The sequence below is a fragment of the Cryobacterium breve genome (assembly GCF_004402375.1).
GTDB classification, from domain to species: domain Bacteria; phylum Actinomycetota; class Actinomycetes; order Actinomycetales; family Microbacteriaceae; genus Cryobacterium; species Cryobacterium breve.
In genome coordinates this window covers 97,119-115,336 of sequence record NZ_SOGJ01000021.1, presented here as the reverse complement: position 1 = coordinate 115,336, position 18,218 = coordinate 97,119, and the positions used below count along the sequence as shown (strand labels likewise).

General features: G+C 62.6%; 15 protein-coding genes. 8 read left to right on the top strand and 7 right to left on the bottom strand.

Annotated features, from left to right (window positions below; genetic code table 11):
• Nucleotides 1-28: 28 nt before the first annotated feature.
• Together E3O65_RS08350 and E3O65_RS08345 are read right to left on the bottom strand one after the other, a co-directional pair.
• Nucleotides 29-1,714 (bottom strand): chromosome partitioning protein, encoded by a 1,686-nt coding sequence (locus E3O65_RS08350; protein WP_198411712.1) that lies wholly within the window; start codon nt 1,712-1,714, stop codon nt 29-31.
• A 154-nt stretch (nt 1,715-1,868) separates the two neighbouring features.
• On the bottom strand, nt 1,869-2,072 hold the full coding sequence (locus tag E3O65_RS08345; protein WP_134363281.1) for a hypothetical protein: 204 nt from the start codon (nt 2,070-2,072) through the stop codon (nt 1,869-1,871).
• 494 nt (nt 2,073-2,566) lie between these two features.
• On the opposite strand from E3O65_RS08345, the gene E3O65_RS08340 reads away from it, so the two are divergent.
• A complete protein-coding gene (locus E3O65_RS08340; RefSeq protein ID WP_134363280.1) occupies nt 2,567-3,196 on the top strand; it encodes a Pr6Pr family membrane protein in 630 nt (209 codons plus the stop codon).
• Between the two features lie 542 nt (nt 3,197-3,738).
• Here E3O65_RS08340 and E3O65_RS08335 read toward each other — a convergent pair.
• Entirely contained in the window at nt 3,739-4,365 is a 627-nt protein-coding gene (locus E3O65_RS08335) for a TetR/AcrR family transcriptional regulator (protein WP_134363386.1), read from the bottom strand.
• Between the two features lie 175 nt (nt 4,366-4,540).
• Between E3O65_RS08335 and E3O65_RS16880 the strand changes: the two genes are divergently transcribed.
• Nucleotides 4,541-4,834, top strand: a complete 294-nt coding sequence (locus E3O65_RS16880; RefSeq protein WP_174722279.1) for a hypothetical protein — start codon at nt 4,541-4,543, stop codon at nt 4,832-4,834.
• The gene (locus E3O65_RS08325; RefSeq protein ID WP_134363385.1) at nt 4,834-7,089 is read left to right on the top strand and encodes an exo-beta-d-1,3/1,6-glucosidase; all 2,256 of its coding nucleotides are present in this window, start codon (nt 4,834-4,836) and stop codon (nt 7,087-7,089) included. Before E3O65_RS16880 ends, E3O65_RS08325 begins: the two co-directional genes overlap by 1 nt.
• A gap of 416 nt (nt 7,090-7,505) precedes the next feature.
• Here the strand turns inward: E3O65_RS08325 and E3O65_RS16690 are convergent, their stop codons facing one another.
• On the bottom strand, nt 7,506-7,664 hold the full coding sequence (locus E3O65_RS16690) for a hypothetical protein (RefSeq protein WP_166785696.1): 159 nt from the start codon (nt 7,662-7,664) through the stop codon (nt 7,506-7,508).
• A 161-nt stretch (nt 7,665-7,825) separates the two neighbouring features.
• The gene (locus E3O65_RS08320) at nt 7,826-9,838 is read right to left on the bottom strand and encodes a putative bifunctional diguanylate cyclase/phosphodiesterase (protein WP_134363279.1); all 2,013 of its coding nucleotides are present in this window, start codon (nt 9,836-9,838) and stop codon (nt 7,826-7,828) included.
• A 587-nt stretch (nt 9,839-10,425) separates the two neighbouring features.
• Here E3O65_RS08320 and E3O65_RS08315 point away from each other — a divergent pair.
• The gene (locus tag E3O65_RS08315; protein WP_134363278.1) at nt 10,426-11,190 is read left to right on the top strand and encodes a mechanosensitive ion channel family protein; all 765 of its coding nucleotides are present in this window, start codon (nt 10,426-10,428) and stop codon (nt 11,188-11,190) included.
• Nucleotides 11,191-11,370: 180 nt separating this feature from the next.
• On the opposite strand, the gene E3O65_RS08310 is transcribed toward E3O65_RS08315, so the two are convergent.
• The gene (locus E3O65_RS08310) at nt 11,371-12,021 is read right to left on the bottom strand and encodes a hypothetical protein (protein ID WP_134363277.1); all 651 of its coding nucleotides are present in this window, start codon (nt 12,019-12,021) and stop codon (nt 11,371-11,373) included.
• A gap of 449 nt (nt 12,022-12,470) precedes the next feature.
• On the opposite strand from E3O65_RS08310, the gene E3O65_RS08305 reads away from it, so the two are divergent.
• Nucleotides 12,471-13,436 (top strand): manganese catalase family protein, encoded by a 966-nt coding sequence (locus tag E3O65_RS08305; protein ID WP_134363276.1) that lies wholly within the window; start codon nt 12,471-12,473, stop codon nt 13,434-13,436.
• Nucleotides 13,437-13,488: 52 nt separating this feature from the next.
• On the opposite strand, the gene E3O65_RS08300 is transcribed toward E3O65_RS08305, so the two are convergent.
• Nucleotides 13,489-14,835 (bottom strand): APC family permease, encoded by a 1,347-nt coding sequence (locus E3O65_RS08300; protein WP_134363275.1) that lies wholly within the window; start codon nt 14,833-14,835, stop codon nt 13,489-13,491.
• Nucleotides 14,836-15,648: 813 nt separating this feature from the next.
• On the opposite strand from E3O65_RS08300, the gene E3O65_RS08295 reads away from it, so the two are divergent.
• The 3 genes from E3O65_RS08295 to E3O65_RS08285 all read left to right on the top strand — a co-directional run bounded on the left by E3O65_RS08295 (nt 15,649) and on the right by E3O65_RS08285 (nt 18,200).
• A complete protein-coding gene (locus tag E3O65_RS08295; RefSeq protein WP_134363274.1) occupies nt 15,649-17,121 on the top strand; it encodes a sugar porter family MFS transporter in 1,473 nt (490 codons plus the stop codon).
• Nucleotides 17,122-17,460: 339 nt separating this feature from the next.
• Nucleotides 17,461-17,913, top strand: a complete 453-nt coding sequence (locus E3O65_RS08290; RefSeq protein ID WP_134363273.1) for a hypothetical protein — start codon at nt 17,461-17,463, stop codon at nt 17,911-17,913.
• Nucleotides 17,910-18,200 (top strand): transcriptional regulator, encoded by a 291-nt coding sequence (locus E3O65_RS08285; RefSeq protein WP_134363272.1) that lies wholly within the window; start codon nt 17,910-17,912, stop codon nt 18,198-18,200. Before E3O65_RS08290 ends, E3O65_RS08285 begins: the two co-directional genes overlap by 4 nt.
• Nucleotides 18,201-18,218 lie beyond the last annotated feature (18 nt).

The following is an 18,218-nucleotide window of genomic DNA, read 5'->3' as shown; positions in this document are numbered from 1 at the left end:
GGGCTGTCGGACCGGCGGGCTGGTGGGTCTACAGCCCCTCAGCGATCGCGGCCGTGGCCAGGAGCCAGGCCTCGCGGGTTCGTGGCGAGAGGGCGTCGATGTTCAGCGAGCCCCCGGCGACCAGCGCCGCATCGTAGGGGACGTCCACGACGGTCCGGGTGAGCTGGCTGAAGTGGTCGTGTAGACGCAGGGAGAGCTGGCGGTCGGCCGTTTTGGCCGGGGACGCCAGGATCGTGACCGCATGGGCGACCTTGTCGGCGTGGCCCTTCTGCCGCAGCCCGTCCAGCAGCGAAGCCGCGCCGTAGGCAGTGTCTTCCCGGATGGTGGAGACCACGACGAGCTGGTCGGCGGTCTCGACCGCGGCCTCCCAATTGGAGGCGCGCATGTTGTTACCGGTGTCGATGATCAGCACCCGGTAGAACCGGCTCAGTGCGGCGTGCAGTTTGCGGAAGGCGACATCGTCGATGCTGGCCGCACCGGCCGGGTCGAGGTCGGAAGCGAGCGCGTCGAACCGGGCGTCGCCCTGGTTGCGCACGTAGTTGTCGAGGTCTCCGACCCGGGCGGAGCTCGAGTAGGCGAAGTTGTCGAGGTCGCGGAGGAGGTCAACGGCCGTGTTGGTGTGAGCGGCGGTCTGCGCTCGCACGCCGAGAGTGCCCATGGTCTCGTTGTTGTCCCAGGCCAGCGTGTAGCCTCCGCGATGGATGCCGAACGTCGCGGCGATGAGCAGGGTGGCCGTGGTCTTATGCGCGCCGCCCTTCGGGTTGAGAACGACGATGGTGCGCGGGCCGACCAGACTGCGCTGCACGGAGGCGACGGCAGCTCGGTGCGCCATCTCGCCGGCGCCGGGGGCAGGGGCAACCATTCCGCCCGTGAGGCGCCGAATCGCGCCCTGCCAGCCCAGCAGGGCTGGACCGGCTACGAGAGGCGGGCGGGAGTTCATGAAGTCGGCCAGGTTGGGGCCCTCCCCGCTGATCGGCGCGGGGGCGTCCGAGGCAACCAGAACAGCCAGCGCCGCAGCGGGATCATCCGTGGCCAAGCTCGGCACCGGCTCGTCCGGGTCCATGGCCGACCGGGGCGCGGAGTAGCCGGCAGATGCGATGCCCTGTTCGGCGTCGTCCTCATCATCGTCCGCATCGGCGTCCAGGTCGAGCATCAGATCGTCGAAGGTGGTTTCGAGCGCGGACTCGCCGAGCATGTCGGCGTCGATGCGGTCGTCGCTCACGGCGGCGGCGTCGAGCACGCCCGAGTCGAGGTCCGGCGTCTGGTCCTCCGGTGTCTCAGGCTGCGGAGCGAGCACCAGGGCGACCAGTTCGACGACTTCCGTCTCGGTCACGGCGGCCGACACCGGGACGGCGCCGGGCATGGCCGAGATCTGCCCTGCCGGCCGCGGTGCTGGCTGCGGCTCTGAGCCTGCCTCTGCCTCCGTTTCCTGCTGCAGTTCAGCGGGGGTGGGGATGAACGCCCCGTCGTCTTCCACATCGCCGTTGGGGTGCACGATCAGCGGCGATTGGCCCTGCTCATCCTCCGCGATCAGGCGCACGGCGCGGTGGATCGCCCGTGCGGCATCCGTGACCCGATTGATGATTTCCTCACGCACGCCGGCTTCGTCGGCTGCGGTGATGTGCTGGCTCACCCCATCGATCAGCAGATCACCCGTACCGTCGCTTCGGATCATCGCGCGTATGCGGGGGAGTGCGGAAATGTTCTGCGTCATGTTCGGCCTTTTTTCGTCGAGCTCAGCTCATCAAGCGTGAACACGTCGAATAACCCTCGACCGTGCCCTGATCAGCCTAACGGGGCGAACGGACCCCACCCCTCGTTTGGGCGGGTCCGGCCACTATCGGTAGAAAGCGCGTCGGCGAGCGCGGTTACGCCACGCGCGGGGCGTGCACCGCCCAGCGGATGGCGTGCAGGCCGCCCCGGGTAGCGTGCGTGTCGGCGTGTCCGTTCTGACGCCGGCACTCCACGAGGTCGTTCGTCGGCGTGATGTGCGGGTCTCGGCACGAGCTGGCATAGCTCGTGTAATCCGTTTCCAGGAGCAGTTCGTAGTCCGTTGGGTTGCTGTGGGTCATGGGTCTGTGTTTCTGTTCAGGCGCACTGTCCGCCCCCTCTGCGGTTTGCGCGGTGCTGCCTAAACGATTCCCGGTTGGGCAGGCAGATGATTGTCAGACAGCGTACGTGGGCCCGGTGCCATAAGTCGAGCATGAGTCACTTTGTTAACCTGATCGAAACTGTGGTGCAGCTTCGTGACCGCCGCTCAACCCGCGGCAGCCGCGCGAGGACGTGAAGTCTCGTCCGGATGGAACGGTCACTCGCGCTGCTGGCGCGCCCCCTCCCGGGATCAGGGCGTGGAAGGGTGTCGTTCTGGGCAACGCCAGGATCGCCACTTGGCCACAGTGCGCCGAGATGCCTCCACGCCCGACTCGGCATCCCGACAGGGCTGCCAATCTCCTTCGTCGATCCCCGTTAGCCGTGGCTCCGGCACCTACCGTTTACGGCGTAACCCTTAGGATTCATGCAGAACACAGAGGTGCACGGCACCCACACAAACGATCAGAGGCGAAAAATGAAATCCCTTGCTCCTTCACTTCGCCTGGCAATCGTGCTGCTCGGTACAACTGCGATCGTGTCGACATTCTTTGACACGGCGACCCGCGCCACAATCAACCCTTTCAATTTCTTTGGGTTTTTCACGATGCAGAGCAACATCATCGTGGTCATCGTTCTGGCAGTCTCGGCCTACGTTTCCTTCTCGGGGAGACCCCAGTCCCCCCGTTTGGTGTTGGCCCGCGGGTGCGCGACGACCTACATAGTGATCACCGGAGTCGTCTACAACGTGCTTCTCGCCGGGCTCGAAGGAGGCGTCTCTCTGGCTTGGGCCAACAGCGTGCTGCACATTGTCCTGCCCCTCTACGCAGCCCTCGACTGGCTGATCTTCAGCGACCGCAGCCCCCTCCCATGGAACGAACTATGGATCGCCCTCATCTACCCCATCGTGTGGATCATGGTCGTGCTCGTCCGCGGGGCAACCGACGGATGGGTACCGTACCCCTTCTTGAACCCGGCACAGGGGTACGGCGTCGTCGCGCTCTATGCTCTGGCTATCGCTGTTGCCACCGTCGTGTTCGCCGCCATCATCTGGACCGTCAGCAGGTTTCGCCCCCTCCGCAGCCCCGCGCTGATCGAGGCTCGGTAGCGAACCGGGCAACGGGCGCTCTGCGCAACCGTCCTGGCCCGTGGATCACGGGCCGTGTCAGTTGTTGTTCGCGGTGACTATCGACCGACGAGGCGAAGTCCCCCGCCGTCCGGCATGATCCACTGCGGGCGGGCGCGACCGACGAACACACCGACGCAGACCACTGCGTCTGAGTTGTGACGCGTGACCTCGGTGACAACTGCACCACATCGAGCGGCGCGAAATTCGATGTGACGGCGCATCGCCGGTTCATGAACCTCTGGAGCAAGTCCGGACGCGGCGACCGCGGCGAAAGATTAGGGAGCCGAACGACCGAGACCGTGCTGCATCCCGAGGGTATCAACCGTGGACGCATAGGTCTCTCGTCGGAGCCTGTCGTCGACGATTGACACGGAAGAGGCGAGTTCTCCGGCATGCTCTGGTTGGAACTTCTCGATCTCCGGTCGATGACGACGTATCGAAGTTGCTCAGCGTGTGAGAACAACAGGTCGGGCCAGGTCGGAATCAGCGGGTGCCAGCTCGGCTCTAACCTGCGCCTTCGGTCACCCTCGACAATATTGAGATAGTTCCGGTCCTGGATCAAGCACCCCGTTGACGATTGCGCGGATGGCGAACTCGCTGGCCTCCGCCAGCTCGATATCTTGCGGGTGCAGTAGCCATTGCAGCTGCAATCCGTCCATCACAGCGAGAATGCTGGCCGATGCCGCGCCGACCGTCGCAGGCTCGGTTATGCCCGCTTGATCGCAGAGCACGCGGAACGCATCCGCGATCACACCCCGCAGCGACGAGTAGCGATCCTCGAAGAACGAGCGAGCCGGGTGATCGTCCGTGACGGATTCCGCGGAGAGCACGGTGTAAACCTGCACGACACCCGCGCGCCGCGAATTCACAAGGGCCGTTCGTACCAAGTGCAGGAAAAGCTCCGGCCCATTCGGAATGTGATGCTCGTCGAGATCCGCGACGTCTGTCTCATCCCGGTACGTGAGCATCTCGAGCAGCAAATTCTGCTTCGACCCGAAGTGATGGAGCACACCGGCGTGGGTGATGTCCACCTGTTCTGCGATGTCGGCAAGGGTTCCATTCGCATAGCCCTTGTTGCCGAAGATGTCGATGGCTGCCTCCAGGATCTCCCGGCGCTTGCGCTGCGTCGCCGGCCTGGTGCGGGGCATGCTGCTCTCGGCTGCGTGCGTCACGGTGTTCCCTTCGGCGGCGACGATAAAGTCCACGTTCTGTCACTTGTTATGTTACTGACTTCTTGGTAGCGTCAGCTCAACTTACTTACCAGCAAGTAAGTAAAATGCGGGATGAGCACCACGATGGTGCTTCATTACTTAAGGAGAAGCAATGAGGCTTAGATCCACCTTTATCGGCGCCGGACTCGTGGCAGCTCTCGCGCTCACTGGCTGCGCCGGGGGCGCAGAACCCAGCTCGCAGCCTGAGGCCGGGGCGGCACTCACCATCGCCAAGCCCGACGGCGCGATCGCCACAGAGTCCAACAACCCTTGGGTCGGAGATTCGTCCGCGAACAAACTCGGCTATAAGAACGTCATCTTCGAACCCCTGGCAATGGTCAACGCCGTCGGCGAGAACGAGACCACCCCCTGGTTGGCCGAGAAGGTCGAAGGGAAAAGAGAATGATGGCAACCGAAGTCTTCACCGATTCCCTCCCGTACCAAGACCCCGCCCTCACAATCCCCGAGCGCGTCGCCGACCTCCTCGGTCGAATGTGGCTGGAGGAGAAGATCGGGCAGATGCTCCAGCTTGACGCGCAAGATTGCCTCGACGACCACGTGCTCCGCAAGCATGTCGGGTCTATTCTGCATACGTCTCCGGAGCTGATCCTGCGTGCGAATGAGCTCACCGCCAAGACGCGGCTGGGCATACCGCTGCTTGTCGCTGACGATTGTATCCACGGTCACTCCTTTTGGGAGGGCGCAACGATTTACCCGACGCAGCTTGGGATGGCGTCCTCCTGGGACGCCGACCTCCTGGAGCGGGTGGCCCGCGCGACCGCAGTCGAGGTGGCGGCCACGGGCGTGCACTGGACCTTCTCCCCCGTGCTGTGCATCTCGCGCGACTTGCGCTGGGGGCGGGTGAACGAGACCTTCGGCGAGGATCCGTTTCTCATCGGCGAGCTCGCCTCGGCAATGGTTCGGGGTTACCAGGGCGCGGGGCTGGCCGATCCGACGGCGATCCTCGCCACCGCCAAGCACTTCGCCGGGTACTCGGAAACGCAAGGCGGTCGTGACTCAAGCGAATCAGACATCTCCCGCCGGAAGCTCCGTTCCTGGTTCCTACCCCCGTTCGAGCGGGTGGCCCGCGAGGGATGCCGATCCTTTATGCTCGGCTACCAGAGTATGGACGGCGTACCGATCACGATCAACGACTGGCTTCTCAGTGACGTCCTGCGTCGCGAGTGGGGGTACACCGGCACGCTCATCACTGACTGGGACAACGTCGGCCGAATGGTCTGGGAGCAGAAGGTGCAGCCCGACTACGCGCACGCGGCCGCGGCTGCCGTGCGGGCTGGCAACGACATGATCATGACGACCCCGAAGTTCTTCGAAGGTGCTCTGGACGCCGTCGAAAAAGGTCTTCTTGACGAGAGCGCCTTCGACTCCGCTGTGGCCCGCATCCTCACCCTGAAGTTCGAGCTCGGGCTATTCGAGAACCCGCGGCTTCCACGCGCAGACCTGACCAGGATTGTGGGAAATTCTGCGCACGCGGAACTGAACCTGGAGGTGGCCCGCCGATCGATCGTTCTGCTGGAGAACAATGGAGTGCTGCCGCTGTCCGCTGCTCGCGCGATGCGGGTCGCCGTGGTGGGACCACTGGCTGACGACGCGCAGACTCAACTGGGCGACTGGGCCGGTGGATCGGGTCAGGTCGGTTGGCTCGACGGGCAGCCCCGCGAGATGATCACGACAGTGCTCGACGGCATCCAGCAGATCGCGCCAGACTACTGGGTCGTTACGCAGGCACGCGGCGCCAATATCCTCACCGTGGCGCCGGATCCCGCCGGCGCGACCTTCCCCGATGGTCAGCCCCGTCCGCCGCACGTCGTGCCGGGCGAGCCGGATCAGGCCCTCATCACGGAGGCCGTCGCCGCAGCGAACCAGGCGGATGTCGTGATCGCCGTCGTCGGCGACAGGATTGAACTCGTCGGCGAGGGTCGATCGACGGCGACTCTCGAGCTCATCGGCGGACAGAACGCCCTTCTGGACGCGCTGATCGCCACAGGGAAGCCGGTGATCGTCGTGCTGCTCGCATCCAAACCGCTCGTTCTGCCGGCATCCGTCCAGCGAGCCGCCGCCGTTGTCTGGGCGGCGAATCCGGGAATGCAGGGTGGCCGTGCTCTCGCCGAGATCCTGGTCGGCGAAGTGGAGCCATCCGGGCGCCTGCCGATCTCGTTCGCGCGTCACGTCGGGCAACAGCCGACGTACTACAACCAGATCCGCGGCCAACACGGCGACCGCTACGCCGACCTCACCCAGTCATCTGCGTGGGCCTTCGGTGAGGGGCGCAGTTACACCACAGTCCAGTACGAGGATCTCGTGCTGGAGGAGACGACGCTCACGGCATCGGGCACTATCGTCGCGCATATAACGGTGCGAAACACCGGCGCGCGGTCGGCGCTGGAGACAGTGCAGGTTTACGTGCGGGATGTCGTCACCTCGGTGAGCTGGACCGACAAAGAGCTCAAAGCCTTCCGCCAGGTCGACCTTGCACCCGGTGAGTCCGCGCGCGTGCGTCTGGAATTGTCCGTCGCCGAGTGCAGCATCGTGGATGCCGCCGGACGACGAGTCCTGGAACCGGGCCAATTCGAGCTCTTGGTCGGTCCATCGTCACGAGAAAATGCGTTGCTCGGAGCCGGGTTCACGGTGAAAGGGTGACGGCGTACGCCCCTCCCACTGGCGGTGAGCCCGCGCGGTTCAGGCGGTCACGGCGAAGATCACAGTATGACGCCGGAACCGGGTTCGGTACGTCCCGCAAGCCAACAGATGACCGCAGGCTCCCATTCGGTCAGTGTGCCCAGAGCTCCATCAACCACAGGGCGGAAGCCGTCCCCACGCCCGTGGACCCGGCCACATGGGCGCGCAGGAAAGTCCGGCAGCCTGCACAGCCAGCTGCCGGCATGGCCGCAGAGACCAGCCGCGCTTGGTTGCACCTCGAGATCGCTCCCCCGTGCAACCATCCGGCCCCGCCTGAACGAAAACGCTACTTTCCTGGCGTCAACGCCTGAGTAGACATTCCTGCCCGATCCGTGCGACCAGCCGAACACCAGGCCTGGTCTGGCTCTGCGCGGGAGCTACCTACTGGTCGACTTCGTGTCTGATGGGTTCTCGTCGGGAGTGTCGCTGTCGGTGTACTCACCCTCAGCTTGCCTCTCGTCAGCGAGTGGTTCCTGCGAGCCGGTAGCTATCTCGGAATCGGTGTACTCACCATCACTATCGGGATTGGCTTTCATGACATTCTCTCCTTTGAAGGGGACTCGGAACTGTATGTACATAATCTATGTTCCTCAACCGGCCAAAAGATAGGCGCAAATGGCTGCCCGCGGCATCAGAAACCGAGGGAACGGCTTCTACGCCGCGTGTTCGGGGCAGCCACGTTTCGGAGGGTGCAGACTCAGCGTTCCCGCCGTGCAGCCTCGACCCTGGCTTGATCGGAGAGCCAGTCCTGCAGCAGCCGGCCGGCCGCCAGATGAGTGCCCTCCGCATCATGTTGCTGCGCGTGCCAGATTTTTTGCTGCTCCGAATCAACCTGATGAGCTGCGAGATACTTGGTAACCGGGCAGGCTGCCAGGTCGTGTGGGTGGGGTGATTCCCAACGCAAGAACTGCCAGTGATAAGCCAGAGCGCCCAGCGCGGTCGCGACCGTGTTCGGCCTGAGGGGGAACCTGAATCCTGCAACCCAGTCCGGTACCGCGGCAGCGGGCATCGGACGCGAGAAATAGTAGCCTTGCCCGGCGGACGCGCCGAGAACGGTGACGGCCTCGGTCACGGCAGCCCCCTCCAATCCCTCCACGACAACGCGCACCCGGAAGTCGCGACCCAGTTGGGTGAGGGTGGCGATGAGGCTGAGGATTTCGACCGGTCTGGTGTCGATCTCTCGGAGCAAACCGCGGTCAAGCTTGATCGAGTCAAAGGGAAGCTCGGACAGCCTTGTGAGCGTGCCGTAGCCCGAGCCGAGGTCATCCAGGGCAAGCGTGACCCCCAGGTCCTTGATCCGGGTCACAGCGTCGACCTGCGCGGTGGAATCCACCGTCTGAGATTCCAGCAATTCCAGCTCGAGTCGCTGGGGTGCAATGCCGTGCCGGGACAGCGACGCTACGACCCAAGTGATGCAGTCAGGATTGATCAGGGTTGACGGTACCAGATTGACGGAGACCCGTATCGCCTGGCCCTGTCCACCCCACCCGGCAAGGCTGGCCAGTGCCATATCCAATCCAAGTCGGAAGAGCTCGTCCTGGTCGGCAGTACTGAGGCCAGGCAAGAACGCATCCGGAAGAACCACCGTGCCGTCATCTAAAACAACCCGAGCCAACGCCTCCACATGGCTGAGCGCCCCGGAACTCAGATCGAGAATTGGTTGCATATACATGCGCAGGCCACCCCCGAACAGACGTTCGCGGTACAGCCTGGCCACGTCATTTTTCAGAATTTCCTGCGCGCGTCCGTCGCGATGCAGGGACAACAGCGACGCCGACGCTGCCCCGTCAACCAGGCCTGGCCTGGCACACCGCCACCACAGCTCACGAATACCCTTGCCCGCCTTGGCCTGGTACAAAGCAACGTCGGCTTCCCGCAATAGTGTGGAGCAGTCCGCTCCGTCAGGGGGACGCAACGCAACGCCCATGCTGAACCCCACGGACACGCTGTCACCCTCAATGGTGAAAGGGGTCTCCACCGCCTGATGCAAGCCGGCCAAGACGCCCTCCAACTGGTCCTCGGCTTCGAGACCGGCGACCACAACAACGAATTCGTCGCCGTTCAGGCGGGCCAGAAAGTCCTCCTCGCCCAGCCGGGCCGCCAAGCGAAGACCCAGTTGACGCAAGAGAGCGTCGCCGCCCCGCGACCCGAACCTGTTGTTGACCAACCGGAAGTCGTCAATATCGATAACCCCGATCGCGGCCGACCGGTCGCCGCGCGGCCTGGCCTGGCCGGCAGCAAGATGTTTCTCCAATGCTCGCCGGTTAGGCAACTCGGTCACCGGGTCATGGTTGGCCTGGAACCGCAATTGCTCCTGCAGGGCCATCCTCGTGCTGATATCTCGCTGCACACTGACGAAGTGGGTGACAACTCCGCCATCGTCGCGTAGCGCGATGATGCTCAGACCGTTCCAGAACGGCGAGCCATCCTTTCTATAGTTGAGGACGTCTCCCTCGAACGACTCACCGCTGCTCAGAGCATTCCGGATCGTCACGCGGATCGCCGGGTCGGTACCCGGCCCCTGGAGCAGACGGCAATTGGTGCCCAAGACTTCCTCGGCTCCATAACCGGTCAGGGCAGTGAAGGCATCGCTGACGTGAAGAATGTACTGCTGCGCGTCGGTGATCAAAGAGACCCGACTCGCCGCGGCGAATGCCCGGGCAAGAAGGGCCTTTCCCGCCGTTTGGTCGAACCGCACGAACGTGTTCATCAGACCAGCCTTCGTCTCACTGGAACAGGAGGCACGGTGTGACAACGCTCACGAGCCGACCCCCCAATGGCCTGATCGAAAGTGCCGATCCCCGCACTATTCGAAGCTTATTCTAACGGCTCGACGCGAGCGACGACCAGCTCAATTGCCGCCATATGGCGTTAGACAAATCAGTGTTTGTGGCGCAGAGATCTGAATAGACGAGGCTCTAGAGCAGACTCAAGACCTCGTATTCCTGCAGCTGTCGCACACTTGGCTTTCGAGTTGATTCGGAGGAGGAAAATCCCGTCGTTTTCTGCTCATCGTGGACGTGGTCCACGGCTATTCCCCTCCGAATGAAGGCAGAGCAAGATCAGGACCGACCTGCAGCGGCAGTCCTCCGGAAGATCGCCAGCGTCGGCACGCCGGGAGGACAACCCGGAGGCGAAGACGCCGGGCACCGCCCCGGCAACATTGTCTGATTGTGTGACAAAGCCTCGGCCAGACGCGTCAGTTCTAGTGACAGCCACCATCGGCTGCCAATTTTCGTTGTTTGCGGACACCCACACAAGGCGTCGGTAGACCTATGTCAATTCAGGAGAACCATCATGCGAGACACCCTCGGCTCGATCCAAGACGGCTTCGCCGTCGCTATTTCGAACATCATCACATTCCTTCCCCAACTTCTGCTTTTCCTAGTAATTCTGATCGTCGGTTTGATCGTCGCGAAGCTCCTTTCCAAGGGCATCGAGAAGGTCCTCGAAAAAGTCGGCTTCGACCGTGCCGTGGAACGTGGCGGAATCAAGAAGGCCCTTGCGAAGAGCAAGTACGACGCCTCCGACATCGTCGCGAAGGTCGCGTACTACTTTTTGTTCCTCTTCGTCCTCCAGCTTGCCTTCGGGGTGTTCGGCCCGAATCCGATCAGCGATCTGCTGACCGGGATCATTGCTTTCTTGCCGCTGATCTTCGTCGCCCTGATCATAATCGTGATCACCTTCGCCATCGCAGCGGCTGTGCGCGAACTGATCGTCAACACCCTCGGCGGCCTTTCCTACGGAAAGCTTCTCGCCAATCTGGCTAGCGGGTTCATCATCATCATCGGTGTCATCGCCGCCCTGAACCAGGTCAACATCGCCGTCACCGTCACCACCCCGATCCTCATCGCGATCCTCACATCCATCGCCGGCATCCTCGTAGTCGGCGTCGGCGGCGGCCTGATCAAGCCCATGCAGACCAGGTGGGAGTCGTACCTGAACAAGGCCGAGGAAGAGGCCCCGAAGATTGCTGAGCACGCCAAGAACGCGCCCAGCATCGCCGATCAGGCCCAGCAGGCAAAGGACAAGGCCGCCCGCGAAACGAGCAGGCGCCGCTAACCAAACCGCAGTGCCGGTGCCTGGCATATCAACCGGCACCGGCCGGTGTCCTCAGATCAGCAGTCCAAGCAGCTGGCAACGCCGCCATCATACGAATCGCGGGTTCCATCGCCTCGGAATTCAGCTTGGGGATACCAGAAGTAGACCGAAGAGCGCACTGGACAAACTCAAAGTCGCGTCTCAGACTCCAGGCAGAATGGTCGCCGACCGGCGATTGGCCCGGTCGGCGAGAACGACGGCAATCACACCCAACAGAACCGCGCCACCGATGCGCGCGAGACCGTCCAGCCCCATCAGGATCCAGGTCACCAGATTCGGTCCGTAGATGGTGGCCGAGCCTCCACCCATGAGCTGCAGCAACAACCAAGCCACGGACACCGCCGCCACAATCCAGGTCGGCACCCAATTCCACGGAACAGGCACGGCCCCCAGCCTGCCAATCTGAACGACGGCCACCAGTGCCAGGGCGAACTGAACGAACGAGTCCGCGTAGACAAAGGCCAGCAAAACGACCGACGCGGAGTCATCCGTAAGGCTATCGCCGAGAACGCCGTACACCACAGACCCGAGCAGCAGCCAGACAGCCAACGCAGCGAGAGCGGTGGTGCCGAGCGGACGACGCGCTGTGACGCTGCCCGTACCTCCCACACCACAGGCGAATACCAGCAGAGCCGCAGAGAACAAAGCGGGGGCCAGCGTGTCGGCGTAGGGGAAAAGCACGGGCTGCGCGATCACCGTGACGACGACTGATGCCAGCAGCAGTCCCCCGCCGATGAACCAGGCGAGTCCTGCCGGTGGTGATGCGCGACCTCGAAGCTGTGAGCTTGCCATCCGATCGAGTCTACTCAGGGCGTTCACAGTGCAGAGCTGAGTTGGAGGACGCCAGGCGGACCTGCCCATCAACCACCGACGAGCGTGGCTCGAGTTCGATATTTCTGAATCAACGGTGTGCGGCCTTCGCGCGCGCGCCACACCCTCGCGCGCAAATCGGCAGGCTGGCGATAGCCGCACCCGCTGCACATCGGTACGTCGTTCAACTGCCGCTACGTCGCCTGCCCGAAGCACGGAGGATCGATGCTGTCGAAACCACTGGTCGCTGTTTGATGCGCCCCCGAACTCCACTGTGTGCGGGTCGCTTGTCGCACGTCGTATGGAGGTCGCGGAGGCGAGGGCGTCGCGAACTGACCGCATGAAACCCCGTCGGTGTGCAGAATTTGCTTGATTTCGCGGCACTGCTGAAAGAAAATAGTCGCATTCGGGCACCCGCAGAAAGGACACTTATGTATTTTCACGTGCAACGCCTCATTCACGACATCGCTCAGGACGAACCAGACCCGGCCGCGGCCAATGCACTCCAGGAAGGCCTCGGCGGTCAGTTCGGCGAGATGCGCACCATGATGCAGTACCTGTTCCAGGCCATGAATTTTCGTGGACCGGCGGCGAAACCCTATCGCGACCTGATCCAAGGCATCGGCACCGAAGAGATCGGCCACGTTGAACTCATCGGCACCACTATCTCCCGGCTACTGGATGGCTCGCCCCGGTACCAGGGCAAGGTAACCGACCCGCTCGACACTCCGGGCGCGGGCGGAGCGATCCCCCTTGAGCTCGCATTGACCCAAGGCAATATTCACCACTACTTGGTCGGCGCCCAGGGGGCCCTGCCCGTCGATGCCGTCGGCAACCCGTGGAGCGGCAGCTATGTGTACAACTCCGGCAACCTCGTGCTGGACTTGCTCTACAACCTCATGTTGGAATCCACGGGCCGGTTGCAGAAGTGCCGCATCTACGAAATGACCCAGAACAAGACGGCACGATCAACTATTGCCTACCTCATCGTGCGGGACCAAGCGCATGAGAACGGCTACGCCAAAGCGCTCGAGACTCTGGGCGTGAACTGGAACACCCTGCTGCCGATCCCGAAGACCAACGCCGAGAAGTTCCCCGAGGTGAAGAAGCTCCTCGACCTTGGACTGCAGAGCAAGCAGTACACCTTCGACCTCGCCGACCAGTCAGAGGCCGGGAAGATCTTCCAAGGGCTCTCCCCATCCAAAGACGGCACGAACCTGGTCTCTGACGAGCAAGCCCCAGAGGGCGTGCCGTCGACGATCGCTCCCGAACGGCTGGAAGAATTCGCACCTGGTCTTGACCCGGCCCTGCTGGAACTGATCCAAGCCACCGCCGACATGGAAATGGCCGAAGTCGACGCACAATTCGGTCCGATCGCCACAACGAAGGGCCAGTAGGCCGATACGGGAGCCAGGTCCCGGGCCGGGGCCTGGCTTCCTTATCGCCCGCTCAGCTGCGTACCTGGCTGCGCCGCACCAGGACTTGGATGAAGTAGATCACTGCTCCGACGGCGATCATGATGCCGCCGCGCAGCCAAACCTCTCCACTGAGCTGAGTGAGCAACACCAGGCAGGACAGCGCCCCGAGCGCCGGCAGCACTGTCCAAGCACGGAAGTGGTGATGCTGCACGCGTTCTCTGCGGAGTACGAGTACGGCAATGTTGGTGCTGAGGAAGACGATCAGCAGCAGCAACACCACGGTCTCCGCCAAAGTGGCGATGGAGCCCGTGACCGTGAGCACCATGGCGAGGAGAGTCGTGGACACAATCGCGAGCCAGGGCGTTCCTCGACCGGGAAGCACACGGCTGAGAACAGACGGCAGCAATCGCCGCGTGCTCATTCCATAGGTCAGGCGGCTGGACATGATCATGGTCAGGAGTGCACCGTTTGCGACCGCGACGAGAGCGATGACACTGAACAACCAGTCGGGGATGGCCACGGCGGTCGCTTGAATCACGGTGAGCAACGGTCCGGTGGAGCCTGCGAGCTCATCGGCCGGCACGGCAACCGACGCAGCCGTGCCAACCAGCACGTAGAGCACCCCCGCGGTAGTCAGCGCGGCGAACAGTGCTTTCGGATACACCCGCGAGGGGTCAGTAACCTCTTCAATCACGTTAGCGCTGGTCTCGAATCCGACGAAAGAATAGTAGGCCAGCAACGCAGCTCCGAAGATTGCCACGACTGGGCTGCTGCCCTCCTCGAACCGCACCGCCCGACCGATGTCACCGCCGCCATTGGAGAGCAGAACGCCGACCGCAGCCACGACCAGCACCAGCCCCGTCGTCTCGATCATCGTCATCACGAGGTTGGCCCGCACGGATTCTTTGATCCCGCGGGCGTTCACCGCTCCGATCACGGCGAGAAAGATGACCGCTCCGAACACCGGATCGATGTCGATGAAGGTGCGCAGGTAGTCTCCCGCGAAGGCCAGGGCGAGTCCGGCCGCACTGACGACGCCGGCGGCCAGCATGCAAAAGCCGACAAGGAAGGAAATAATCGGTCGTTTGTAGGCGCGTTCGGCGAACACGGCGGATCCGCCCGCGTGCGGGTACTTCGTCACAAGTTCCGCATACGACGCCGCCGTCAACAGTGCCAGGGCCAGGGCCAGCAGCATGGGCACCCAGGTGACTCCGCCGACCTTCCCCGCAATCTGCCCCACCAGGGCATAGATTCCGGCGCCTAGCACGTCACCCAGAATGAAGAGGAACAGCATTCGTCCGGTGATGTTGCGCTTGAGCTCCCCGGACGGTGCCAGTGCGGCACCCCGTTTGCTATCGGTGTCGTCGTTCAAATTCATGCTGACAATCGTACTGAGCAGGGCCCCCATGTGGAGCCTGAATCCATGTTTCCAATAGTCAGCGACCTCCATTCACGATGGAAATCTCAGGCTCCGGTTCGGGGTCTGACCAGGTGCCGGCAGATCGTGGAGCCAGTGGCTCCGAAGACCTCGGCAATGTGCTGGACGGTGTGGGTTCGCCGGCCGTCAGCGCCTTTCTTCTCATACAGCTCATGGGCCAGCTTGACGTTGCGAGGCCGATGAACACGGTCGCATCCGCATTGACCAATTCTTGATAGAGCGTTGCGGTCCGGCCGCGGATTCGGTCGGCGGCACCGGTGAGTTTGAGTTCTCCCGGCAGGTCGGGCAGGGCAGACGAATTAGAGCCATCGAGTGGTGTCCCCTGTGAGTTGCTTCAGTCGGTACTCACTGACCATCCCGCGATGGCTCTTTACGTTGACGAAACGACACTGATGAGCCGGAAATCACACCACTCACAGTGACATAACCCCGCACCGTCGGAGCCGACGTCTCAGTGACAGCCTGGATGGAAACCGTCGTCTTGACAGCCATCGAGACGATTCCCAACTCGACCTGGATCGCAATGGAGTACGCCAACGCGATCTCTGACGAGAGCAGAAGACCGTGGATCAGCAATGTGGAAATATCTGATCTTTCGGACGTGGCCTACCCATGGATAGCACAGCGCGATGACACCCGAACTGGGCCTTCTCAACCGTGCGTGACCTTCGATATTCTGCGCTCGATTTTTCCCGCGCCCGCTCTCGGGCGTACCCTCGGAAGATTGTCAGACAGAAACCGAGGGTGCGCGGAATGGACCAAAAATTGCAATCGTCGACAAATGGGAAGGTCATCGCGCTTGCGGTTGCCGGGGCCTTCGGAGGATTCCTCTTCGGATTCGATGCGTCGGTCATCAATGGTGCCGTCAATGCCATTCAAGATGAATACTCGCTCAACGCGTCCCTGACTGGCCTGGCCGTGGCGAGTGCGCTGCTCGGCGCCGCGGCCGGGGCGTACCTCGGCGGTAGCGTGGGCGATCGTTTCGGTCGCATCCCCGTCATGCTGCTCGGCTCAATTATGTTCTTCATTAGCTCGGTGGGATCAGCCTTCGCCTTCGGCGTCTACGACTTGGTGCTCTGGCGCATCGTCGGCGGTCTCGGGATCGGACTCGCCTCTGTTGTCGCCCCGGCCTACATCGCGGAGATATCACCCCGGCAGATGCGTGGCCGGTTGGGTTCGCTCCAGCAGCTTGCCATTACGATCGGGATCTTCTCTGCGCTGCTTTCCGACGCGGTCTTCGCCAACACTGCCGGCGGCGCCAGCGAACCGTCCCTCTTCGGTCTCGACGCCTGGCGATGGATGTTCTTGGCCTGTGCCTTCCCCGCCGCCATCTACTTCGTGATCGCCAGACTGCTGCCGGAGTCGCCGCGCTTCCTCGTGCTCAAGGAACGCGAGGACGAGGCGCGTACCGTCTTTGCGAAGCTCTGGCCGAACGGCGACGTGGACCGCGAGATCCGCGACATCAAGACGTCGATCGCCGTCGACAAACGCGCTGCACGTTCCGGTTCGCTCCGAGGTACGGCCATGGGTCTGCGCCCGATCGTATGGGTCGGAATCGCCCTGTCAGTCTTTCAGCAGTTCGTCGGCATCAATGTGATCTTCTTCTATTCGACGACACTGTGGAAGGCCGTCGGCTTCGAGGAGTCCAGTTCGCTGACCATCTCCGTGTTCACCGGTTTGACCAACATCCTGGTCACCTTTGTCGCGATCGCCTTGATCGACCGGATCGGCCGGCGGCCGATCCTGATGACCGGTTCGATCGGGATGACCGTGTCACTGACCACCATGGCCGTTGCGTTCAGTCAGGCGGTCACCGTGAGCGGCGAACTCATCCTCCCCGGTGCCTGGGGTCCGATCGCCCTCGTCGCCGCGAACGTGTTCGTCATCTTCTTCGGCGCATCGTGGGGCCCGGTGGTCTGGGTTCTACTGGGCGAGATCTTCCCGAACACCATCCGGGTGCGAGCCCTCGGCGTCGCCGCCGCGGCCCAGTGGGTCGCCAACTTCTTGGTTGCCGTGACCTTCCCTCTGATGGCGGCGATGTCGCTGCCGCTGACATACGGAATGTACGCGCTCTTCGCGGGCTTGTCATTTGTCTTCGTGCTGACCAAGATCCCGGAAACGAACGGCATGTCGCTCGACGAGGCGAACACTCTCCTGCCTCCGAAGAACTCGGCGAAGAAGGCTGTCGCCTCGCAGAAACGTGAAACGGTCGGAATCGACCACTGACCTGCTGTGGGTGGAGCTGACCAAAAACATCGGGATTTGACTCTTAGACAGAAAAATCCTCTGCCGACCAAATTCACCGCAGGTGCTCGAGGCTTCGTCTTCTCGGTGGGTTTCGCACGGTCAGGTTTCATTTTCCCCACCCGGCGAGACACATCACAAGGGAGTCGGATTGCACAGAGCGGGCTGCGTGTCTCAGGGTGACCGCATCAGAAGTCCTCGGTGATGCAGTCACGATCCGAGCATGCTTTCATCGGTGCACTCAAGCGGATCTGGGGACAGCATCAGGTTCTGGTCACAGGTTCTTGACTTTCCGTATCGGCAAGTGATTGACTTGCCAACATGGAAAATCAAGCACATGACCAAGCCCGCGCCGCTTTCGCTGCCATCGATGCTGGGCGCGCCGCTGCAGCAGAACGCCTCGTCACCCCACTGTGGTACCACCCGATACTCGGCATCCTGACGGCCGGGTATCTTGCCGCTGTTACGTCGCGCAGCATCATCGTCACACTCGTCGCATTGCCAATCTTCCTTGCTGGAGTATTCGCCCTTGTCTCCGCATACAAGAAGATCACCGGCCTCTGGATCTCTGGGTTCAACGCTGGTCGAGCGAGCTGGTGGGCCGCCGCCATGGGTGCCATTCTGATGGTCCTCTTCAGCCTCGCCTACGCCCAGGTGTGGAGCGTCTGGGCCGCCGCTACAACGGCATTCATCGCAGTGAACGTCTTCGGATTACTGTTTGACAGAACTCTTCGCGCAAGCCTCCGCGCTGGCACTATCGCCGACCCGCGATGACGGCCGCATTGAATGAGGTCATTCACGCTCCAAACCGGCTTCAAATCTGCGCCTTCCTGATCTCGGTCGACCGGGCGGAATTCAGCGTCGTGCGGGACATGCTCGGTGTGACCGACTCAGTCACCAGCAAACACATCAAGGTGCTGGAGCAGGCCAGCTACGTCCAGATTGCAAAGCCGACCGGGCAGGGACGCGTCAAGACCTGGCTGGAACTGACCCCATCTGGCCGCCTCGCCTATGCCGCGCATGTCGAGGCACTTCGCCATCTGATCGCGGAGTCGCCCTGACCATCAGCCTTCGAGTGG